The sequence below is a fragment of the Dyadobacter sp. OTU695 genome, assembly GCF_038440355.1.
Classification (GTDB): Bacteria; Bacteroidota; Bacteroidia; order Cytophagales; family Spirosomataceae; genus Dyadobacter.
Window position 1 is genome coordinate 394,313 of sequence record NZ_JASATN010000003.1, and the last position, 23,693, is coordinate 418,005.

General features: G+C 49.7%; 16 protein-coding genes. 9 read left to right on the plus strand and 7 right to left on the minus strand.

Features of this window, described 5'->3' with window-relative positions; genetic code table 11:
* The 4 genes from AAHB90_RS09765 (at window position 1) to AAHB90_RS09780 (ending at window position 9,937) form a co-directional block, all read left to right on the plus strand.
* The gene (locus tag AAHB90_RS09765; RefSeq protein ID WP_342084759.1) at window positions 1-3,333 is read left to right on the plus strand and encodes a VCBS repeat-containing protein; all 3,333 of its coding nucleotides are present in this window, start codon (window positions 1-3) and stop codon (window positions 3,331-3,333) included.
* A complete protein-coding gene (locus AAHB90_RS09770) occupies window positions 3,321-4,646 on the plus strand; it encodes a vanadium-dependent haloperoxidase (RefSeq protein WP_342084761.1) in 1,326 nt (441 codons plus the stop codon). The genes AAHB90_RS09765 and AAHB90_RS09770 overlap by 13 nt, the downstream gene beginning before the upstream one ends.
* 198 nt (window positions 4,647-4,844) lie before the next feature.
* Complete coding sequence (locus AAHB90_RS09775) at window positions 4,845-8,201, plus strand: SusC/RagA family TonB-linked outer membrane protein (RefSeq protein WP_342084762.1); 3,357 nt, start codon at window positions 4,845-4,847, stop codon at window positions 8,199-8,201.
* A gap of 38 nt (window positions 8,202-8,239) precedes the next feature.
* A complete protein-coding gene (locus AAHB90_RS09780) occupies window positions 8,240-9,937 on the plus strand; it encodes a SusD/RagB family nutrient-binding outer membrane lipoprotein (RefSeq protein WP_342084763.1) in 1,698 nt (565 codons plus the stop codon).
* A 108-nt stretch (window positions 9,938-10,045) separates the two neighbouring features.
* On the opposite strand, the gene AAHB90_RS09785 is transcribed toward AAHB90_RS09780, so the two are convergent.
* The 3 genes from AAHB90_RS09785 to AAHB90_RS09795 all read right to left on the minus strand — a co-directional run bounded on the left by AAHB90_RS09785 (window position 10,046) and on the right by AAHB90_RS09795 (window position 12,496).
* Entirely contained in the window at window positions 10,046-10,579 is a 534-nt protein-coding gene (locus AAHB90_RS09785) for a hypothetical protein (protein ID WP_342084765.1), read from the minus strand.
* Window positions 10,580-10,584: 5 nt separating this feature from the next.
* Window positions 10,585-11,919 carry an argininosuccinate lyase gene (argH, locus tag AAHB90_RS09790; protein WP_342084766.1) on the minus strand — a complete coding sequence of 445 codons (1,335 nt, stop codon included), beginning with the start codon at window positions 11,917-11,919 and terminating at the stop codon, window positions 10,585-10,587.
* A 70-nt stretch (window positions 11,920-11,989) separates the two neighbouring features.
* The gene (locus AAHB90_RS09795) at window positions 11,990-12,496 is read right to left on the minus strand and encodes a C40 family peptidase (protein ID WP_342084767.1); all 507 of its coding nucleotides are present in this window, start codon (window positions 12,494-12,496) and stop codon (window positions 11,990-11,992) included.
* A gap of 131 nt (window positions 12,497-12,627) precedes the next feature.
* Here AAHB90_RS09795 and AAHB90_RS09800 point away from each other — a divergent pair, with 131 nt between their 5' ends.
* The 4 genes from AAHB90_RS09800 to AAHB90_RS09815 all read left to right on the plus strand — a co-directional run bounded on the left by AAHB90_RS09800 (window position 12,628) and on the right by AAHB90_RS09815 (window position 19,563).
* Complete coding sequence (locus AAHB90_RS09800; RefSeq protein ID WP_342084769.1) at window positions 12,628-13,794, plus strand: AIR synthase related protein; 1,167 nt, start codon at window positions 12,628-12,630, stop codon at window positions 13,792-13,794.
* A 157-nt stretch (window positions 13,795-13,951) separates the two neighbouring features.
* A complete protein-coding gene (locus tag AAHB90_RS09805; RefSeq protein WP_342084770.1) occupies window positions 13,952-15,667 on the plus strand; it encodes a PQQ-dependent sugar dehydrogenase in 1,716 nt (571 codons plus the stop codon).
* 173 nt (window positions 15,668-15,840) lie between these two features.
* Entirely contained in the window at window positions 15,841-18,228 is a 2,388-nt protein-coding gene (locus AAHB90_RS09810; RefSeq protein ID WP_342084771.1) for an ABC transporter permease, read from the plus strand.
* Between the two features lie 288 nt (window positions 18,229-18,516).
* Entirely contained in the window at window positions 18,517-19,563 is a 1,047-nt protein-coding gene (locus AAHB90_RS09815) for an SGNH/GDSL hydrolase family protein (RefSeq protein ID WP_342084772.1), read from the plus strand.
* Between the two features lie 181 nt (window positions 19,564-19,744).
* Here the strand turns inward: AAHB90_RS09815 and AAHB90_RS09820 are convergent, their stop codons facing one another.
* Window positions 19,745-20,395: a hypothetical protein gene (locus AAHB90_RS09820; protein WP_342084773.1), complete on the minus strand. Its 651-nt coding sequence runs from the start codon at window positions 20,393-20,395 to the stop codon at window positions 19,745-19,747.
* 170 nt (window positions 20,396-20,565) lie between these two features.
* Here AAHB90_RS09820 and AAHB90_RS09825 point away from each other — a divergent pair, with 170 nt between their 5' ends.
* The gene (locus AAHB90_RS09825) at window positions 20,566-22,110 is read left to right on the plus strand and encodes a hypothetical protein (RefSeq protein ID WP_342084775.1); all 1,545 of its coding nucleotides are present in this window, start codon (window positions 20,566-20,568) and stop codon (window positions 22,108-22,110) included.
* A 27-nt stretch (window positions 22,111-22,137) separates the two neighbouring features.
* Here the strand turns inward: AAHB90_RS09825 and AAHB90_RS09830 are convergent, their stop codons facing one another.
* The 3 genes from AAHB90_RS09830 to AAHB90_RS09840 all read right to left on the minus strand — a co-directional run bounded on the left by AAHB90_RS09830 (window position 22,138) and on the right by AAHB90_RS09840 (window position 23,616).
* Window positions 22,138-22,362: a hypothetical protein gene (locus tag AAHB90_RS09830; protein WP_342084776.1), complete on the minus strand. Its 225-nt coding sequence runs from the start codon at window positions 22,360-22,362 to the stop codon at window positions 22,138-22,140.
* A 39-nt stretch (window positions 22,363-22,401) separates the two neighbouring features.
* The gene (locus AAHB90_RS09835; RefSeq protein WP_342084777.1) at window positions 22,402-22,983 is read right to left on the minus strand and encodes a class I SAM-dependent methyltransferase; all 582 of its coding nucleotides are present in this window, start codon (window positions 22,981-22,983) and stop codon (window positions 22,402-22,404) included.
* Between the two features lie 87 nt (window positions 22,984-23,070).
* Window positions 23,071-23,616 (minus strand): antibiotic biosynthesis monooxygenase, encoded by a 546-nt coding sequence (locus AAHB90_RS09840; protein WP_342084778.1) that lies wholly within the window; start codon window positions 23,614-23,616, stop codon window positions 23,071-23,073.
* Window positions 23,617-23,693 lie beyond the last annotated feature (77 nt).

A 23,693-nucleotide genomic window follows, 5' to 3' on the forward strand; every position in this document is an offset into this window, starting at 1 on the left:
ATGGGTAAACTCTATTATCTGTTGTTTTTGCTGCCTATACCCGTTTTTTCTCAACCTGTTTTTAAAAAGCTTACCCCAAAGGAAACCGGGGTGAACTTCACAAACCGGATCGAGGAGAACGATTCGCTGCACATTTTCCGGTATGAGTATCTCTACAACGGAAACGGGATCGGTGTGGGCGATTTCAATGCCGATGGCAAGCCCGATCTTTTCATTTCCGGAAATACCGTTCCGAATAAGCTGTTTCTAAATCGTTCAGGTGAAGGAGGTATCGCATTTGAAGACATTAGCCGTAAAGCCAAAGTGGAAGGCAATGGCAAGTGGGCGACGGGCGTGAGCGTGGCCGATGTGAATGGAGATGGCCTGTCTGATATTTACGTTTGCCATTCGGGTTTCTACCGGAAGCTGTCGGATAAGAACAATGAGCTGTTTATCAATCAGGGCGTTAAAGGCGGCGTGCCGGTATTTAAAGAAGTGGCCGTGGAAGCAGGTTTGAATGCAATTGGGTCGCAATCGACGCAGGCCGCTTTTTTTGATTATGACAAAGATGGCGACCTGGATATGTTTCTTCTGAACCACTCCAACCACACGGTAAACCCATTCCTGAACACGAGGGAAATGCGGGCGACGCCGAACCCCTATTTCGGCAACCGGCTTTTTGAGAATATCAGTGAAAAAGGAAAGCTCAAATTCCAGGATGTGACGAAGAAAGCAGGTATTATCAATAATGCATTGAATTTTGGGCTAAGCGTCGTCGTGGCGGATATCAACCAGGACGGCTGGCCGGATCTTTACACTACGAGTGACTATACCGAAGTCGATTGTTATTATGTCAACAACCGGAACGGCACATTTACAGAGTCATTGCGCAAATCGTTCACCCACGTCTCTAAGTTCTCGATGGGTGCCGATGTGGCCGATTTCAATAACGACGGCCTGCCCGATGTGCTGACGCTCGATATGCTTCCCGAGGACAACCACCGGCAGAAGCTCCTCAAAGGTCCGGATGTGTACGACCAGTACCATTTGCTACTCGATAGCGGTTACTACCACCAGAACATGCGCAATATGCTCCACCTCAACCGGGGAGTAGACGGCACCGGCAATGCACGTTTCAGCGAAATAGGGCAGCTGGCAGGCATTAGCAATACCGATTGGAGCTGGGCGGGACTAATGGCCGATCTGGATAACGACGGCTGGAAGGACCTCCTCATTACCAATGGCTATTTGCGGGATTTTACCAATATGGATTTCCTGAAATACACCGTGGCCGACGAACAAATGAAGGAAGCAGGTAAAGGGAATTTGAATTTCAAAACCTACGATCTGGTTCAGAAAATGCCTTCCAACAAGCTACGGAACTATCTTTTCAGGAATAATGGAGCATCGGGAAGTTTTGCTTTCGAGGATGTTTCCGAAAAATGGGGCATGAGCGAGCTGGCGGTTTCCAATGCGGCTGCCTATGCCGACTTTGACGACGACGGCGACCTGGACATGATCATCTCGCACATTAACGATCCGGTTTCGATCTATCAGAATCAAACGAATAAAAAAGGCCTGACACTTCGCCTGATTGGTATGAACACCAATTCGCACGCATTCGGAGCGAAGGCGCGCGTGTATGCGGGCGGAACGATGCAATATGCGGAACTCTACCCGGTGCGCGGCTACCAGTCTACGGTGACGACAGACTTGCACTTCGGCCTGGGAAATGCCGGAAAAGCGGATTCGGTAACGATCGAATGGCCTTCGGGAAAGATTACTTCCCTGAACAATCAGCCGGTTGGGCTGGTGGTAGTGAAGGAGGAGGCTGGTGTTATTGGTCCAAAACATAATGTCCCTTCACCCGCGCCGTGGTTTCATCATGTGGACGCACTGGCTTCCGGGATCGATTTTGTGCATAAGGAGAATGAGTTTGTGGATTTTAAAGTGGAAGTGTTGCTGCCCTACCAGCTTTCAAGACTGGGACCGGCATTGGCGAAGGGCGATGTAAACGGCGACGGCCTTGATGATGTTTTCCTGGGCGGCGCTTCGCATCAGTTTGGTGTGCTTTACATTCAGAAACAGGATGGTACATTTGAAGGCGCGGCTGCCCAGCCGTGGCGCCAGAATGTGATTTGTGAGGAAGTGAATGCGCTATTCTTCGATGCGGACCGCGACGGCGACCTGGATTTGTACGTGGTGAGTGGAGGAAACGAGTTCGAAGAAAATGCCCCCGAATACCGCGATCACCTGTATTTGAATGATGGACAGGGCGTTTTCCGCGAGGAAGTACTGGCGCTGCCGTCCATGCGCAACCCAAAGCAATGCATTGCCGCTGCGGACGTGGATGGCGACGGTGACCTCGACCTTTTCGTGGGAGGCCGCGCGGTGCCCGGCTCGTTCCCGATGCCGGCGAGGAGTTATCTGTTGCGGAATGACACTCAGGGGCTTAATGTAAAATTTACGGATATTACTGCCAGTGTGCCCGTTTTGCTCAACCCCGGGATGGTCACCTCCGCCATTTTTTCGGATTTAAATGCCGATACGAAGCCCGACCTGCTCCTGGCAGGCGACTGGATGCCCGTTATGGCTTTTAAAAACACGGGTACCACCTTTGAAGCGCAGGCCGCTGAACAGTTGAAAGATACCGATGGCATGTGGGCTGCGATGGAAGCTGCCGACCTCGACGGCGACGGCGATCCCGACTTCATACTCGGTAATGCGGGTTTAAATAACCAATATAAACCAACACCCGACAAGCCGGTGGCGATCTACTATGACGATTTCGATAAAAACGGCGTGATCGACCCTGTTTGTACCTATTATATTGGAGGAAAGAGCTACCCGATGTTCTCCCGCGACGAAATGCTCGACCAGATGACGGCCCTCAAAAGAAAATACACGAACTACGCCAGCTATGCCGATGCTGCGATCGAAGATGTTTTTGGTAAAGACGCTGTCGAAAAGAGCCGAAAAGTGTATTGCAAAGAACTGAGCAGCATGGTGCTGGAAAATTTGGGCAACTTCGGGTTCAAACGACACGAGCTTCCGGAAGCAGTCCAGTTTTCGAGGACAAGCAGCATTATCGCGCAGGATTTGACCGGGGATAATAAAACAGATCTGATTCTTGCAGGCAATTTCTCGCCTTACCGGGTCCAGCTCGGGCCTTGCGATGCCTCGGTGGGAACTGTGTTGAAGCAGATAGCCCCTTTCCGTTTCGAGGCATTGGCTCCGTCGGAAACCGGTTTATGGGCTGGTGGCGATGTTCGCAATGGGGTTTTGTTAAATAAAAAGCGTATATTGTTTACCGTTAATGACGATCAGCCCGTCTTGCTGGAATGGAAAAAGTGATCGGGAATAGGGCCCTCAGATGGTTCGCGTACGCATTATATATGCTCGCGGGAGCTGCGCATGCACAACCGAGAACAGCGCTGCTGCATAGGGCGGAGCAGAATCTGACGCGGGTTATCGTGCATGATATATTTTCCCCGCCGGTTGCGAGCCGGATTTACCTGTACGCCAATGCCGCAGCTTATGAAACGCTTGTGCTGGGCCACGAAGGATACCGGAGTCTTTACGGACAGGCAAATGGATTTCCCAGGATCGAAACTTCGCGCGGACGGGAAGGAATCAATTATAAACTGGCCGCACTATATGCGTTTTTCAGGACTGGCGGGCGGTTGGTTTTTTCTGAACCGATGCTCAAAGACAGTGCGGAGCATATTCTGGCGAGCTGTGGCGAGCACGACGAGGCCGTTTACCAGAACTCCCTGCGCCTGGGTGAAATGGTGAGCGACAGCATTCTGGCATGGTCGGCGCGCGACAATTATGCTGCCACGCGGAAAAAACGCCGGTATACATATAGTAAGGAAAAAGGCAAATGGACGCCCACACCACCAGGCTATATCGATGCCGTGGAGCCTCATTGGAGTCAGATCCGCCCCGTTGCGCTCGATTCGGCGGCGCAATTCAAGCCCGTTCCGCCGCCCGCATTCAGTACGGAACCCGCTAGCGCGTTTATGAAGGAGGTGAGAGAAGTTTATGAAAAGACACAAAACCTCGGCAAGGAAGACATCCTGATTGCCAGCTTCTGGGATTGCAACCCGTTCTATCTTAATACACAGGGGCATCTGAACTTCGCAACGAAGAAGTTGTCCCCCGGAGGCCATTGGATTTCGATTGCCGGACAAGCTATGGAGCGTGCAGGAAAGAGCTGGATCGAATCCTCGTCGGTGTACCTGCTCACTTCCATTGCATTGTTCGATGGCTTTATCAGTTGCTGGGACGAAAAGTATCGCAGTCAGTTTATTAGGCCGGAAACGGTGATTAACGCCTACGTGGACGAAAAGTGGCGGCCGTTGTTGCAAACACCGCCGTTCCCGGAATATACCAGCGGCCACAGCGTCATATCGACAGCCGCCGCGGAGGTACTGGAAGCAGAGCTGGGGGCGGGTTTTGCATTCGATGATCGTACGGAAACGCCTTATGGATTACCGGTAAGGCATTTCGCTTCGTTTGCGGCAGCCGCCGAAGAGGCGGCTATCAGCAGGTTTTACGGGGGGATCCATTACCGGTCAGCCATTACAAACGGGCAAAAACAGGGCAGAGGTGTTGGGTTACAGGTGATTCAGAAAATACGGTTAAACGAACGAATAGGCAAATAGTCTATCATAATTGTATGTTAATTATTAATATTTTTTAATAAATATTATATTTTTATTAACAAAAATATTTATTTTTGACATTACAATGCTTTTGATGTGCAAAATGGGAATCAGCATCGGTTGATTGCCGGTCTTCGGATCAGAGTATTAAGTCCATTTTACTTAAACCACCTAAAATTTCAATTTACCAAGTTTACCATGAGACAAAAGTGTACTACTTTAACACGTCTGGTAACATTGCTCCTCCTCCTCACAGGAAGCACCTGGAGTTTTGCCCAAGACAAAAAGACCGTCAACGGGACGGTAGTCGACAAGGATCAGAATCCTTTGCCCGGCGTTTCCTACCTCATCAAGGGAAGTAACACAGGTGGCGCAACAGACGCCAACGGAAAGTTCAGCGTTGCTGTGCCTTCCAGTTCAGCTGTGCTTGTTTTTTCATCAATCGGATTTGTAACCAAAGAGGTGCCGGTGGGTAATGCCACCCAATTGACCGTCAACCTCGACGAAGACAACAAAACGCTTAACGAAGTAGTCATCACCGGTTTCGGTATGGCCAAGGATGCCAGAAGATTATCGTATTCGGCTCAGACGGTCGAAGGAGCTTCCCTGTCCCGCACCAACAATGCTAACCTTGTCAATGCTCTGCAAGGTAAGGTTGCCGGTGTGATGATCAACCAGGGAGCCAGCGGACCGATGTCTTCTTCCAGGATTCGTATTCGTGGAAATGCCTCTTTAAGCCCTAACACGCAGCCATTGTTTGTAATTGATGGTGTTTTGATCCGCCCGGGAACTACCGGAGCAGATTCATGGGGTGGGCAGCAGGATTTTGGTAATATCATGAAGAACATCAACCCTGATAATATCGAATCCATGAGTGTGCTAAAAGGCTCAGCCGCCAGTTCACTTTATGGTTCAGAGGCGTTGAACGGTGTTGTGCTTATTCAAACTAAAAAAGGAAGAGAGACAAAAGGACTTGGTGTTTCTTACAACCAGTCATCGTCGTTCGAAAAAGCGTATAAAATCATCGATCTGCAAAACCAGTTTGGAGCGGGATTGGACCCAACTTTTTCAAAAGGAACGGACGGGGTTGATCAGGTGGATGCCAACAACTGGTTTTACTCTTATGGACCTGAGTTTAAGGGACAGCAAGTTAGAGACATCGACGGCAGAATGGTAGAATGGAAAGCGAACGACCCGATCAAATTCTTCAATACCGGAAAATACATCAACCACAACGTTTCCGTTGATGGAGGTAATGACAGGGGAAGTTTCCGCGTGTCTTATTCAAATCTGTTAAACACTTCGGTAATGCCGTCGGGTACGGAAATGAAGAGAAACAACTTCAATGTAAGGGCTACCCAGAAGATCGGAAAGATTTTTAATCTGGATGTATCGGCGGATTATACCAACAACAATCTCCTGAATCCAACCAACCAGGGAAGTAGCTATAACCCGATTTTCAAGTTTGTATACTACCGTCCAAGGAACCTGGATATCGACTATTGGATGAATAACTATACCGACCCAACCGTTGGTGGACGTAGAAGAGGCGCAAACGACCCATATAGCGTTACAGACTTTATGTGGGAAATCAATGAGCGTAAAAGAACACGTAATGAAAAAATATTCCGTGGAAACATCGACCTGACAGCCCAAGTTACGCCCTGGTTGACAGCCCTGCTTCGGAGCAACCTGCAAAACGAGATTTATACGGGAGAATATAAAAAGCGTGGAGATGGTGCTCGTTTTTCAGGTAACGACGAGTACAGCACTTATGCTACCAATAATAACCAGTATCGTGTGCAAGGGTTGCTTTCTGCTGCTAAATCGTTTGGAGAAGATTTTGAACTGAATTTTAGCGTAGGAGGGGAGACTAATAAAATTAACGGAGGAAGAGAATTTAAGAACGGTACCAGCGGCGGATTAAGGATTCCGGAAGTATACTCACTTTCCAATTCTATTAATGTTGCTTCTGCAAGCGCCGCGCTTGTTCCATCGAAGAGAACAGATGCCGTATATGCTTATGGTGATTTGACCTATAAGGGTATGCTGACCCTGAATGCGAGCTATCGTCGCGACTGGACCTCTACTTTGACTTATAAAAATGGAACCGGCGACTGGTCATACGATTATCCTTCCGTAGGTCTTTCGTGGATTGCTACTGAGTCTTTGAAAGGCGTTCCATCTTGGCTGACGTTTGGTAAACTTCGTGCGAGCTTCGGATATACCGGTGGAGATACGGATGCCTGGAGTACAAACCGCACGGGTATTTACAATCCCGGGGATAATTACACGCTCCCTGATGGAAATCCGCTTGCGTCTTATGGTTTCAGGGACAGAACTCTGCCTAATGCGAACTTGAAAAACCGCCTGGCACGTGAACTTGAACTGGGTACCGATATTCGTTTCTTCAATAATCGGTTGGGAATTGATTTTACCTTCTATAATAAAATCACGACTAACGAAATCCTCACTGTGGGTGTTCCTCAGGAATCAGGGTTAACGGGACGTATCATCAATGCAGGTAAAATCAGAAACCGCGGTATCGAAATTTTGTTGACTGCCACTCCGGTAAAAACTGAAAAATTCAACTGGAATACCTCTTTCAATTTCTCTCGTAACAGGAACAAAATACTTGAACTGGTACCAGGAGTTGATAGCTATGAGTTGAGCCTTGCATTTGGAAATGACGTGAGATCGATCGCCCGCGTAGGAGGTGATTATGGAACGATTACTTCGGCGTATGCATATGCGCTATATCAGGCGAAAGATGCCAGCGGCAACAACATCAGCAGCCCGTCGAATGGCCAAAAGGTGATTGGTGCTTCAAGTAACGCTACGGATGGCTATCCTACTTATCTGCGAAGCGGATCATACGGTCAGGGATCGAGGGACCTGGGCACCATGCTTGAGAAGTTTCTCCTGAGCAACGTGAACAACGTACAATATGGCAATTTCAACCTGACCCTTCAGGTAGATGCTAAAATTGGCGGACTCATGGCATCCGGTACCCACCAGTACGGTTCATCTAACGGAAGTTTGAAAAATAGCTTGCCGGGAAGAAATGCTGCTTTGGGCGGTGTAACCTTCACAGATGCATCCGGTAAAACGCGCGATGACGGAATTATTCCTGAGGGTGTTTTGGCTGATGGTTATAAAGTTAGCGTGGACGGCAAGGAAATTGATCTGGGAGGAATGCCTTATTCGGAAGCAGTTACAAAAGGTTATTTGAAGCCGATCCCTGCATACGCATACTATGAGAACCTGACGCAGTGGGGTTCTGGTATCCGTGAGTACTCAGTATTTGAAAATTCCTGGGTATCACTTCGTGAAGTTTCTGTGGGCTACAACGTTCCTGCCAGTCTGATCAATAAATTCAAGATCCAATCTTTAAGAGTAGGATTGGTTGGCCGTAACCTCACTTACCTCTACATGACTGCTAAGGATGGTGTTAATCCGGAAGGATTAAAGAGCAATAATGCCGGGGAGTTTGCTGAATATGGTGGTGCGCCTTTCACCAGAAACCTTGGTTTTTCTGTAAATGTCGGCTTTTGATATACAGGATTTGTTGAAAAAATTTGAACGAAATAACAATGAAAATACGTAATAAAATTCTTTGTACGACGATACTGCTGCTAGCGGGAGTACTGTCGTCTTGCGACAAACAGGACTTTGTTGATACAAACATTGATCCGGATGCGTTATCCTCGATTCCACCGGAGAATCAATTTGCTAATGCGTCAAGAGCAATTCAGGGACAAGATTTCGAAGCTTTTTACGATTTCTACACCAGGATTATGCCATGGATGCAGTATGCAACGGATGTGCGTGGTAACCAGGGAGCTTTCACAACCAATGTGTCTAATTTTTCAAACCGCTATGGAGCCCTCTATAGCGCTGGCACACAGCTTACCGATATTGAGAAGCTGGTTGAGAAAATGGCTGAGTCGGAACAACCGAGGTTTGTTCACATGATACGCATCGCTCGTATCTTGAAAGCTTATTATGCTTTTTACGTATCTGACATCTATGGCAGCATTCCCTATAGCGAAGCCTTCCAGGCTCGTTATGGTGGAACATTAAAACCTGCCTACGATACACAGCAGGCATTATTTGCTAAACTTGACGAGGAAATCAAAGAAGCGGTATCTGTATTGAAGCAAACTCAAAGCGCTCCGCAGATCGCCCTTGGCAATTACGACTCGTATTACAATGGCGCAGCCCTAAAATGGGTTAAGGCCGGTAACGCGCTTCGACTAAAAATTGCATTGCGTCAAATTAAAAGCGACCAGGCGAAGGCGACAGCGGTGATCAACGAGATATTGGCAATGCCGGCAGCTGACCTGATGAGTGCCAACGAAGACGGCTGGGTGTATACTGCAAGTAAATCATTCACCGAGGGAGGAAACTGGAACCCTACCAGTTTGAGAGCTACCAAGCCGATCGTGGATTTTATGTGGGACAATAAGGATCCGCGTCTGGATGCGTTTGTTGCACCTAATACTTACACTCAGACTAATATCAATCTGCTCATTGCCGATAAGCAATTGCCTGCCGGAACTACTGAGCCTGCACGCAGATACCTGGGTAGCTACACCAGTCCGGACCAGGCGACGAACCCTGCGATCAGGGCCAGATATTACACTACGCGTACGGTGAAGTCTGGTGAGAATTCCATCGTTGTCGATACATTGAGCTATCTGCAGCCACGGTTGTTCCGTCCGGCAGAAGCGGATGCAAATGGTAAGGCTGGAACAGGATTGGTTTACATTCCGGTACTGACCTATTCGGATTATTGCTTTATGCGTGCCGAAGCAGCTGCCCGCGGAATTGGAGCAGGAGCTAAGGATTGGTATGAAAAAGGGGTAGTAAGCTCTATCCAGTGGTATGATATGATTGGTACAAAATCTCAGCTCACCAATTATACACCGGTTACCCAAGCTGAAATTGATGCCTATTTGCTCAGACCGGCGGTTGCATTCGATGCAGCCAAAGCGCTGGACCAGATAGCTTCTCAGGCGTATCTGCATTTCCTGAAGCAGCCTTCCGAAGGTTGGGCTTTGTGGAAACGTACGGGTTACCCCAATGCAACCAGCGCAGTTGCGTTACCGGTTCTGACAAACAACAATGCTGTGTTGATCATCCCTCGCAGGGCACCGCTTTCTCTGCTTAATGAGAATGATCAAAATTACGCCAACCAAAAGGCTGCGTATGACGGTATGGCGGCGATTCCGGGTTTTGGAAAGGACCCTCAGGATGCTACCGGCCGTGTATGGTGGGACAAGCCTTGATTCTACTTAGCAAGCCTTGATTTTAATATAGATTTAGTTAAAGAGCAAAATGCAGGCCGGTTGGCCTGCATTTTTGTTTACGGTCATTTCCTGAAAAGCGGTACTATTTTACTGGTTGATCACACATCCGATTGCGTCAGTACGGCTTTTGAGAACCATTTCACCGTTCAGTACAGCTTCAATCGCATTCCTTAAATATAGCTCGGTAGCCTTCGCCCTGTTTTTACCCAAAGCATAATACCAGTTATCAATCGCCCCACGGTAGAGGATTTCTCCGGCAGCATTGACGAGGACAGCCTCCGGCATAACGGTCGCCTGGTAGCGCTTCACCTTTTGCAGCCCGGTGTCGCGGTAGCCGGGAATGGTTGACTGGTATTTGAGCAAAAATTGTCTGATATCTTCCCGTGTGACGGTTGGCACGGGGAATACGGCTTCGAATGCTACGCCTTTTTTAGAATAATCCGAGTGGATGCTCTTGATCTCGCGCATGTATGCGTTCGAGACAGGGCACTCGGGGTCCAGAAAGAAAATGACTTTATAACTTCCCGGTCCGGCAAGGTCCGGACGATCTGTGCCGGTAGCGGCTATCAGACCGAACCCAATGCAGCATAATATCCAGATAATGGCGGACCGGGATTTCATGGTATCTATTTTAATAATGCTTCAAAAGCGGCCGTGATCTTGTCGTATTCAAACGCCTCTATCTCCCGTCCCATCCTCGCTCGGATGGCGTCCGTTTGCAAATTTCCGATACTTCCCTCATGGCTATGTTTCAACTCGCGGGGGGCGGTGTAGGTACCGTCGCCAATCTCAGCTCCCACCTGCTTGTAGGCATCGCGGAACGGCACGCCTGCGATCACCAGCTCGTTTACACGCTCGACGCTGAATAGCAGATCATATTTCGGATCATCGAGCAGGTTTTGCTTTACTTTCACGTGTTCGAGCATGAACGCGGCAATGTCCAGGCAATCGAGGATCTCGTCGAATGCGGGCATCAGGATTTCCTTCAGCAGCTGCATATCGCGGTGGTAACCCGATGGCAGGTTGCTCAGTACCATCGTCACCTCCATCGGCAACGCCTTCATGCGGTTGGTTTTGGCCCGCAGGAGTTCTGCCACGTCCGGGTTCTTTTTGTGCGGCATAATGCTGCTGCCGGTCGTGAGGTCGTCGGGCAATACAATGAAGCCGAAATTCTGGCTGTTATAAAGGCAGACGTCCATGGCCAGCCTGGAAACTGTTGCGGCTAGCGAAGCGATTGCGCTCAATGCGGCCTGTTCCGTGCGGCCGCGGCTCATCTGTGCGTACACGACGTTATGGTGCATTCCTTCGAATCCCAGCAGCTCGGTAGTCAGCTGACGGTTCAGGGGGAACGACGAGCCGTAGCCTGCGCCGGAGCCCAGCGGGTTGCGGTTGGCGAGGCGGTAGGCGGCATTCAACTGAATAATATCGTCGATAAGGCCTTCGGCATAGGCGCCAAACCACAGCCCGAACGACGACGGCATGGCAATCTGTAAATGCGTATAGCCGGGGAGGAGGTCGTTTTTGTGTTCTTCCGATTTACGCGCCAGCACGTCGAAAAGTTTTTCCGTAGCCTGCACCACTTCGAAGAGCCGTGCGCGGGTGTAGAGCTTCATGTCTACAAGCACCTGATCGTTGCGGGAGCGGCCTGAATGGATCTTTTTACCGGTGTCGCCGAGCTTGCGGGTAAGGAGTAGTTCCACCTGGGAATGCACGTCCTCAATGCCCTCCTCGATCACAAACTCGCCCTTTTCGATTTGCCGGTAAATGGCTTTAAGTTCGGTTTTCAATGCCGCGAGATCGTAGGCCGTAAGCAGGCCGATGGTTTCGAGCATGGTGGCGTGGGCGATATTGCCCAGAACGTCGAATTCGGCCAGGTGCAAATCCATCTCGCGATCCCGCCCGACGGTGAAACGTTCTATTTTTTCAGAAGTGACGGTATTTTCCTTTTGCCAGAGTTTCAAAATGCAGGATTATAATAGACTGAATCAATATCGATCCTGCAAATTTACGATCAATCGGTCATGTTTCGGGCTATTCAATCATTCTTTTGATCGCCACAAACCGCTTGCTGTAATAGGCAGCGTTCAGCAAATCGTACCTGATGCCGCCCTTCCAGGCCGAATGGATAAATTTGACGTAGCCTGGCGCTACTTCGGTGATAATCCCTACATGGCCGACGCGCTTGCTTTTGGTACTATTGCCTTTGAAAAAGATAAGGTCGCCGGGTTTAGCGTCATCAAGCGCCACCGTTTCGCCATGTTCGGCTTGTGCGGCACTGGAATGCGGCAGAACAATGTTCCACTGGTTGAAACAGTACCGGACAAAACCGGAGCAGTCGAAACCTCTTTTGGAAGAACCGCCAGAGCGGTAGGGGATATGTAAATGCCTGGTAGCGAAAGAAACCAGCGACTGGATCGGGTTCAATGTGTCTGCGGATGCCTCCTGCGCCTTTGGGGCCTGGGCAAAAGAACGGTTATCGAACGAGCTGACGACGAATAAAAAGGCAATTACGATTACTGAACGAATCAAAAAATGCATGAAATCGAAAGTGGGTTCAGGGCTTTAAAAGGCCAATATTAACCACTACTTTCATTAAAGTAAAGGTTTGAGCCCCCTTTTTGCCTACTTTTGTGCCGGAATCAGGATAGCTTACTAATCAATACGTTCAGATGAAAACTACCGACCGTTATCTCCAGCGCGGTGTATCGGCTTCAAAAGAAGATGTGCATAAGGCCATCGAAAAGATCGACAAAGGACTTTTCCCAAAGGCTTTTTGCAAAATAGTACCGGATACGCTCGCAGGCGATCCTGACTATTGCACGATCATGCACGCCGACGGTGCCGGTACCAAAACTTCCCTGGCGTATTTGTATTGGAAAGAAACAGGCGATATTTCTGTATGGAAAGGCATCGCCCAGGATGCGATCGTGATGAATACCGACGACCTCCTTTGTGTAGGCGCGACCGGACCAATGCTCTATTCATCAACCATCGACCGCAATAAGAACCGCATTCCGGGTGAAGTGATCGCCGAGGTGATTAATGGCGCAGAAGATGTGCTGGATATGCTCCGCAGCTATGGCGTGGAGATTTACAGCACGGGTGGTGAAACGGCCGACGTTGGTGACCTGGTGCGCACGGTGACCGTCAACAGCACGGTAATCGCCCGCATGAAACGCTCTGAGGTGGTGGATAATGCCAATATAAAGGCGGGCGATGTGATCGTTGGGCTCGCTTCTTATGGTCAGGCTACCTATGAGAGCGAATACAATGGCGGTATGGGCAGTAATGGTCTTACTTCCGCAAGACATGATATTCTGGGTAAATACCTTTCAAAATATACCGAAAGCTTCGACCCCGAAGTGAGCGACGACCTTATTTACAGCGGCAGTAAGAAACTGACCGACGAAGTGGAGGGAGCGCCTTTGAATGTGGGGAAACTAATCCTCTCACCCACACGTACATACGCACCCGTAGCGAAGGCGCTGCTTGACGAGATGCGGACGCAAATCCATGGCATGGTACACTGCAGTGGCGGGGCACAGACAAAAATTCTACATTTTGTTGATAACCTTCACATTATCAAAGACAACCTCCTGCCGGTACCGCCCTTGTTCAGGCTGATTCAGGAAGAAAGCGGCACCAGCTGGCAAGAGATGTATAAGGTGTTCAATATGGGGCACAGGCTGGAAATTTACCTGCCGGAAGCGTATGCGGCAAGGGTGGTCGAGATATCGGAATCATTCGGCATCGCAGCGCAGGTGATCGGCCGAGTAGAAGCTTCCGATGAGAAAAAACTCACGATCAGCAGCGAATACGGCACATTCCTCTACTGACCGATCCTGGTCAGTCCAAAATATTGAGCCTCCGGGAGTTATACTTCCGGAGGCTTTTTCTTTACACGGATTTTTGCAGACAAATGCAGGCATGACAATTGTAGTAAGATTTCGTAATAATTAGTAGAAGTAATGTTGTTTATTAATCACGTCAAATATGAAACATATCAACCACTATCAAATATTGCGGAGCTATTTCCCGGTATTTTGCTTTCTTCTGGCCGCCATACCCATTTGCGCACAGATACCCGATGTGAAGATTAACCCGACGCCTGTCATCAGCGGACTTACTTCGGCCATGCAGCTTGTACATGCAGGCGATAATTCTAACCGGATTTTCATCGTAGAGCGCTCCGGCATTATTACGGTGTACAATCCCGGCGCTCTGACGACCCCGATCCAATTCCTGAATATGAATAGCGCCGGGCAGGTAGTCGGTACCACGGGCGAGGGAGGGCTGTTGAGTGTCGCTTTCCATCCCAATTTTTCTACCAATGGATTCCTCTACACTTATTACACCGATACCGCCGGCGACCTGGTGGTGGCCCGGTACACATCCGCAAATCCTTTGGGAAATGTGGTACCAGCCAGTACGAGGGTGGAAATCCTGAAAATCCCGCACCCGGTCAATACCAATCACAATGGAGGGGAGATGCATTTTGGTTATGAAGACGGCTATTTGTACATCTCTACCGGTGACGGGGGCTCAGGTTACGATCCCAACTCCAACGGGCAGAGTACTACCAGCCTGCTGGGCAAAATACTGCGACTGAACGTTGACCCGCCGCTGGGTTCCGGACTTCCTTACGTTATACCTCCCAGCAACCCGTTTTCGAACGAGATTTTTATCCGGGGTTTAAGAAATCCATTCCGTTGGAGCTTCGACCGCGCCAATTTTGACTTATGGATCGGAGATGTTGGACAGGACACCTGGGAGGAAGTCAATCACGTAACCGCCGGTAATGCCTCGGGAGCCAATTTCGGATGGCGGTGCTTCGAGGGTGACGGCTACACGCCGAACATCCCAACAGACGAATGTCCCGATTCAGCCAGTTTTACCAAGCCTGTTTATAAGTACGGAACCCGTACTGCAAGAGGCTATTCGGTGATTGGCGGGGTGGTGTACCGCGGAAATGACTGGCCGGTGATGCAGGGCTATTATATTGGGACAGATTATGGTTCGGGTGATATTCATGTAATTAATTCGGACGGTTCTGTAAAGCAATACCAAACTTCCACTTTCACGGGTGTGAGGGATATTGGGGAGGATGAAGAGGGAGAAATCTTTGCAGTAACCGCTACCGCCGTATACCGGATCGAGGCGGAGAACGCTTTGCCTGTTACCCTGGTTGATTTTTCAGGGAAATCGACCGCCGAAGGAGTAAGGCTGGGATGGCAAACTTCAATGGAGAAGGACTTCAAATCATTCGATATCCAATATAGCCGCGATGCGCGCCAGTTCGAAAGCATCGGCATGGTGCCAGGTGCGAATGCGGCGGCCGGTAATTCCTATTCATTCACTCACAGCATTTCCGTCGATGGTAATCTTTACTACCGTCTGAAAATGACGGATACCGACGAAAGTTTCAGGTATTCCAAAATGATTACCGTCAACCGTGGCGATGAGGAGGTGAGTGAAATTTTTGTACGGCCGTCGCTGATCAGGAGTAATGAATTAAACCTGCTCTTGGAAGAGCCTTTTCAAACGGTTGAAATGGTGAATGCCGGAGGGCAAGTGGTATTGACGGAAAAAATCGGAGGGCGGAGCGGACCGGTGAACATTCCGCTCGGCAGCACATCTTCGGGTATTTACATTGTCCGGATGGCCGGGCACGACCGGGTGGTTCAACAAAAGGTCTTAGTATTGAGATAGCGCTGCGGGGCTGTCCAAAGCTGAACGGATTTTGTCCGGTTGCGGACAGCCAGATTTTTAAATTTATTGGATTCCAGCGTAGAGAGGCCGCTTTTAACGGCCTCTTTGCGTTGGCAGGTTATTTTTGAAAGCTTCCTGAAAGTGTTATCTCAAATGTAACCTGCCTGGGAATTATGATCGGAAACTACTTCAAAACGGCCTATCGGAGCCTGGAAAAGAACAGGCTGTATACCTTCATCAATCTCACGGGCCTGACGCTCGGCCTCGGGGTAGCCATCACACTTTTCTGGATTGTCGGGTTCGAGTTCAGCTTCGACCGCTTTCATGCCAAAGCCGATCGCATTTACAGGGTCAAATCGACCGACAAGTTTGGGGAGGAGCAGTCGCATGTGCATCAGACGATCATTAAAACATTGAAAACGCAGTTTCCGGGCGTGGAAGCGGCGGCCAATTTCTATGGGATGAACCCGGCGGCCGTTCAGATAGGAACGGAGCTTTTCAACCAGGAAAATATCTTTTTTACCGAACCCGCAATGCTCGAAATGCTGGACATTACCTGGATCGCGGGTAATCCAAAGCAGTCGCTCAATTCGCCGGGCCAGGTGGTACTCGACGAAAAAACGGCCAGGAAGCTTTTCAAAGGCAACGCAGTCGGCAAGCGCCTGCGGTACGACAACCAAACCGATCTCACGGTTACCGGCGTAATCGGCAACATGCCCATTAATACCGAATTCCCCATGGAAATGATCATTTCATGGGAAACAATGAAAAAAATGCAGCCCGATCTTGGTCAGGAGGATAAGCTCGGCGGCGGCGATTCGATGCATCAGGGCTATGTATTGTTGAAACCGGGCACTTCAATAGCACCGATCAATGCCGGGCTGTCCCGCTTTGCCAGGAGCCGGTCCGAAGAAACAACCACGTTCAAATATGAATTGCAGCCTCTTTCGGAAATGCATTTTGATACCAGTAAAGATCCGTTCAATTACTCGATGCCTAAATGGATGCTTTATACGCTCACTAGCATTGGTATATTTCTCATATTTATCGCCTGCATCAATTTCGTAAACCTTGCAACCGTCCAGGCCATTCAACGGGGGCGTGAAGTGGCGGTGCGTAAAGTACTGGGTAGCGGCAGGAAACAGCTGATTTTCCAGTTTTTTGGAGAAACGGGCCTGCTCGTGTTGCTGGCGACGTGCCTGGGCGCATTGCTTGCAGGGAAGCTCGTTACCTACTCTTCGGAGCTTTTGAATACGGACGTCGGCGGTTCGGCGGTGTGGAATACCGGTACTTTCCTTTTTCTGGGAGTTCTCGTGGTCGTGGTGACGCTGTTTGCGGGGCTGTATCCCGCGCTCGTTCTCTCGGGCTTTCAGCCGGTGAGGGCATTGCAGAACCGTGTGGTGCTGCCTAATGGCAGTATTTCACTGAGATCGTCGCTTGTAGTTTTACAATTTGTGATCGCGCAGGTGCTGGTGATCTGCACTTTGCTGGCGATGAAGCAGATCCGGTATTTTTATGAAAAAGACCTCGGTTTTGCCAAAAGCGGCATTGTCACCGTCAATATGCCTGACCGGAGAGCCGTGCTGCGCGATCGTTTCCGGCAGCAGTTGAAACAGCATCCCGAAATTCGGGAGGTGGCGTTCGGATTGACGACACCGGCCAGCAAGCGGAACCATTGGTGGGGGACAGTGGTACATCCGGGCCTGCCCGACGGAGAGGAAACGTTCCGCCTTCAGCACATCGACACGAATTACTTCCATTTTTTTCGTATTCCACTGCTCGCCGGCCGTATGTTAACCCCCGCTGACACGACACACGAACGCAAGGACGCCCGTTTTACCGACATCGTGATAAACGAAAAGGCAGCGCGTGACCTGGGTTTCAGGAGTCTGGAAAAAGTGATAGGAGAACAGCTCGAATTTTGGGGGATGAAACTGACGGTTGTAGGCGTGGTAAAAGACTATCATTCCGAAGATCTTAAAACCAAATTGATGCCGCACGTTTACGTGTATGCGGGGTGGAACTTCCAGCTGGCCAGTATCCGGATCGATAATTCCAAGAAGGCCGAGGCGCTGGCTCATATCGGGCTGCATTGGAAAGCACTGTTTCCCAACCATTATTATGATCCCAAATTCCTGGAAGATGATATTAAAAGCTTTTATGAAAGCGAACGCAAGCTTTCCAATTTCCTTCAGATATTCGCCGTGCTGGGCGTGCTGATCGGCTCTTTGGGATTGTTCGGGCTCGTTTCGTTCGTGGTGACCCAGCGCACGAAAGAAATTGGCATCAGAAAGGTGCTGGGCGCCACCGTTTACAGCATTGTAGAATTGATCTCGCGCGACTTCCTGAAACTGATGGTGATCGCATTCGTGATCGCTGCTCCGATAGCCTGGTATGCGATGCAGTCGTTTTTGAAAGAATATATCTACAAAATAGATATCGAAGCCTGGGTTTTCATGCTGGCCGCGGGCATTTCGGTGGGCGTGGCGTTGCTTACGATCAGTTTTCAGAGCATTAAGGCAGCTTTAACCAATCCGGTGAAAAGCCTGCGGTCAGAGTGAGTTGTTTCGCTTAAAACAAACATTCCGGAAGCAGTACCTCCGGAATGTCATCATTATACAACCCTAAAACCCAATTTATATATAGCAATATTGGATGATCAAAGATAATGGATTTAATCCATTTTATTGGAAATAATCCTAATTTGTTTTGACGAAACGTTGTAGAAATTCCATGACACCATAGGCAAAGAAGGCTTTATGGTTCGTGGTACGATTATTGCGAGTACGACGTACACACATAGCGTGTGTACCCGAAAGCACCTTGAAAGCAACGTTCCATCGATCGAAATGAAATCATCTCAACACACTGACCCCGGCCCTGCTATCAGTGGCCGTATGAGCCGCAGGCGCTTTTTTCGCCAATCTGGGGCGGCGGCCTTGTCTACAATGCTCCTGACGTCCTGTGACAACCTGCTCGACAAAATCATTCCTTCCAAAAAGGACAAACGAGACAAAACACTCGCATTCTTTGGCGATAGCCTCACCATCGGGGCCGGTGGGACGAGGCCGTTCGGAGAATGGGTTGGCAACGTTTTTCCCGAGCGGCCGGTATTTAACGACGGGATCAACGGGCAAATAGCATTATCGATCGCGATACGGCAGGGAGGCGTTCCTTTGACATTATCGGTAGCGGGCGGCAAATTCGATGGTGTAAAACCAGTAGCTGTCACAAAGATCAATAATGAATTTCTGTCGACTCCGCTAAATGCCAACGTTTATAGTCGCACGGGTACGCTCGTGGGCGTGAAATGCACCATCACACGCAAATTTCTGCCGGAGATAGGGGAGCGCTATACGGTAGAGCCGCTTGCGAAAAGCGATACCGAAGTACCTGCCGACCCACCCGTGGAGATTGAAATTCCCGACGGTTCGGTTTTCGAGCTGGACGATGCGGTGAGGCTCAGGACTGCCACACAGATCCTGTGGTATGGGCGGAACGATATATCCGAAGGAAAACCGGGCGCGGATATTCTCGCGACGATCAAAAGTTCGGTGGATTACATTGCCGAACCCCGCCGTTACCTGGTGCTGGGCATATTGTGTGCCGCAACCGAGAACAAAGGAACGGACGGCTATGCAAGAGTTACGGCGTTCAACGACGAGCTGGCATTGTTATACGGAAAATCATACGTGGCGATGACGCCGCCCACCGAATCGGAGATGAGCGACATCGGATACGCGCCGAGCCCCGGGGACATGGAAGACATTGAAAAGGGGAACTTCCCCCGTGGAATGCGCGCCGCCAACAGTACAGACCAAATTCACCTGAATGACTTTGGTTATCAACTGGTAGCAAACCGGGTCGTTAAAAAGATCCGGGAGTTAGACTATTAATTAGCCACGATATATTCGAAAGACCAAGCGACATTATACGTCCGTCCAAAAGCCAGCCGTTTTCCTACAAGGCTGGCTTTGGGCGTTTTAGTAAATTGTTTTTTGAATCGGGCATCTGGAATTATATTCAGAACCGTCGTTCAGAACGACTCGTCGCTGCGCTTAAAAGCGTATTCTTACACTACAATTCAGGCTCGTATGTGACATTATAAGGTAAATAATAAGCCTCCGACAAATCCCGCACCAAAGTATAATTGTTAGGGGCAGCTTTGAGTGCTGCGAAAGTGGCAGGGTTTTGGATCGACGTCATTAGGGAAGCCCGGGTGGGTAGTGACGGACCGATGGAAATCCACATTCTTGAAAATACCTGAATCGTTTGACCAACAGCCATGTTCAATGTCGGCGCCGGATAATAAATGTTAGGTGCCAGCAGGCTTTCATCGTCTGCCGTACCTCCTAATGGACGACTGTCGCTGATCCAGTAACCTTGTGGTGCCGGGAATGCAGGGTTTGCTACGCGTTTGATATGTAGCCTGATTTTATAGAGGATTTCAGCCGACTGTCCGCTCATCGGCTGATAGGAAAAGGCCAGGCTTCTCGGCAGCACAACGTCGTGGTTTGAAGGCGCAAGTGTTGCAAAGGAAGCGTCATTGGAGCTCTGCCGCATAAAATCAATCTGAACTATTTCGAATTCACAAGGATAAAGCCTTGGGCTGCCGTTCACACGTGTGCAGGTTTGACCTCCTGGGTCAGGGTTCGTGTGGTCGGTACAAGACAAGGCGATCGCCAGACAAAACATGGCGGTGGAGGCGAAGATTTTGCTGAACGTCATAATGATGAAAGGTTATGTGGTGAGTGTGTCTTGGTTGATTATGAAAGTGTTGTGTATCAGTTGTATACTCGCCATGTTACCTTTTGTTTCGAATGGTCTACGTATAGGAGGTACCAAGTATTTTTTTTCGAAGACGCCTTTTGAAACCAACGACTACTAAACTAACCCTTATGGCTAAATACGCGCTCCTGACACTTCTTTTTCTGGTAAGTCCGTTTGCACACGGGCAAAACAAGGCTGTACCAGACAGTGTGGTTCGTTACAGCCACTTCGGTGCGAAGGGTGATGGCAAGACGGACGATGCAGATGCGATTGCCGCCGCCCATGCCTTTGCGAACTTACACGGCTTACCGGTGAAGGCCGACGACGGGGCCACCTATTACATTGGAGGAAAAGAGCGCGCAGTGGAGATACGAACTGATACCGATTTTGGCAAGGCCGCTTTCATTATCGATGATACGGAAGTGGAGAACCGCAATGCTTCGGTCTTTACGGTTAGCTCGGGGCTTAAACCGTTCAAGCTCGAAACGGTAACCTTGCTCAAAAGAAATCAGAAAAAAATCGAGGCATCGTTGCCCGGCCCTTGTCTCATTACCGTCACGAATTCAAATGTAAAGCAGTACATACGATTTGGGCTGAACCAAAACAATGGATCGTCACAGACCGATATTTTTGTCGTAGACAAGCATGGCAATGTGGACATGAACGCACCGATTATCTGGGACTTCGATCAGATTACGGACATTACTGCATTACCCATTGACGAGAAGCCGCTGAAAATCACCGGGGGACGTTTCACCACCATTGCCAATCAGGCAGAATCGAAGTACACTTATTACAACCGGAACATCGCGGTGAGACGGTCCAATGTGGTGATCGAAGGGCTGGAACATCGCATTACGGGAGAGGGCGAACATGGTGCGCCATACGGAGGCTTTATCAATATCGGCGATTGTTCCTATGTGACAGTGAAAAACACGGTCCTGACGGGCCACAAGACTTATAGCACCATTGGCGCCGCCGGTAAGCCGGTTTCGATGGGCAGTTACGATCTCACAGCCAACCGGGCGCTTAACGTGTCCTTCGTGAATTGCAACCAGACCAACGACATCAACGACAATACGTATTGGGGCATTCTGGGTTCTAATTTCTGCAAAAACCTCCTTTACGACCATTGTACGCTTTCGCGTTTTGACGCGCACCAGGGTGTCGCCAACGCCACCATCCGCAACTCGACCCTCGGTCACATGGGTATCAATGCGATCGGCAGCGGTCGCCTGCTGGTAGAAAACTGCACCATTCGCGGCAGGAGCATTGTTAACCTCCGGCCCGATTACGGCAGTACGTGGCAAGGCGAGCTAATCATACGGAATTGTGTATTCGTCCCGGCAAATGGCAAGCCCGTCAGTGCTTCTCTCATAAGCGGGTCCTATTCAGGCCAGCATGATTTTGGCTACACCTGCTATATGCCGGAGCGAATCACCATTGAGGGCCTCCGCATCGACGACGCGAACCACCCGGAAAATTACCAGGGGCCCGCCATCTTCGCCAACTTCAACCCGGAGATGAAAGACACCTCGTATCAGGAAAAGTATCCTTATGTTAAAACCAGGGAAGTTGTACTAAGCAAAGTAACCACTGCCAGCGGGAAACCTATTAGACTTAGCGATAATGCCTTTATGTTCAGGGATGTGAAAGTTGTAGAGGGGCGATGAGGGATGAATTATTCCTTGCCTTTTGATTTAATTCTGCCCAACAATACTTTCGAACTCCCATCTGATCAAGTCCATCCAGAAGCCCCGATCATCCATTTCTGAATAAGCTTCCTGTCTAAAAGTCGCGATCCAGACCGACGGGACGGGAGAACTCTCGTTGGGAACGGTGACATTAATAGTGGGACTATCTTTCGTTACGGGTATCAAAGCAGCTATCTTCTTTGCTTCTTCGATGGCCTGATCTTTTGTCATGGTGATAGGGTCTTGTTTTGGATTATTTTCTCCATGGGCTTAAAGCCTGATCGCATGATAGTAATGGTTTTCTCCCTCGTCTTCAAATTCCTCGACGAGCGAGAGCCCCGATGTAGCTATTAACTCATTGTATTTCTCCGCTCCAAGTGACACCGATTCTACTTCTGTAATGGCATCTTTCCATCTCATTTTCTGAGAAGGGGCAGTAAATAACAGCTTTCCGCCAACATACAGCGCATTGGCCATTTTCTGGATCACAATTTCCTGTGTTTCTTCCGGCAAAAGGAACAGCAGTCCCCAGGCAATGATGGCATCGAACTGCCGGTTGAAATAGGAGGAATCTTCCGCGGCTTCACAGGCGACTGGGATATTCGGGAAGTTCTCCTTGAAGCCCTGGACCATCGAAGGCGAGGCATCAATCCCGTAAACAGTGAGGCCTTCATCTATCAACGTTTTCGAAATGGGTAGGCCTGTACCACAGCCTACATCCAGCACTGTGGCATTTGGCGGTAGTGCCCTTGCCCAGTGCCGGACTGATGGCGCGCCGACGCCATCGATGCCCTTCGAGCGACAGCGGATGAATGTTGTGGCGTGGGTTTCGTATCCGTTAGATTTGTCCATTTGCGTTCAGCTTGGTTTTGAAATGATCGTGTCCTATCCGTGAATAAAATGGCGGCTAATACTTCTCTCAACGCAATCGCAGGTTGGCTAAGAATCTTTCGGATTGCTGCCCAAACTTACGGAAAGCCAAGGCTTCAACACCTTCGTAACCCGCGGCATCACCACCCACGTAAGCAGCCCAACCATACATCCAGCCACAATCAGAGTCCTGAACGCAGGATGAAACCCCTGAATGAATGGCCCGATAGCATAGGTCAGGAACAGACTGGTAGGATACACCCCGCAGAGCGTAGCGACCGCCATTTTCCATCTCGGCGGGGGAACCGGTGAGCGGAACCACGCTTCCAGGCCGGTCAATTCGCGGTAGACCGGCTCTTCCGTCAGCGTCGACGCATAGGCCTCCCAATCTTTGAAGAGCTTTGAACTGTAAAAGGCATCCCGCTCGGCCTGATCGGCGAAAGTTCTTAATATGCCCACTTCGCGACTCTCCGTACCCGGCAACGCCGTGATCATGGCCGCGCCGTGCACGCCGCCATGGAGGAACGAATCGCCCAGAAAACGGCGAAGAGCATCTTTGAATTCTTCTTCTTTTCCGGGGAGGACTTTGCGGGTGATGGCTACGTGGATGGGCATGGGGTATTGTTTAGAACCAATAAGTGTAAATTTATAAAATACGCCCTACTTTCGGGGCCGCTGCACTTATCGTGTAT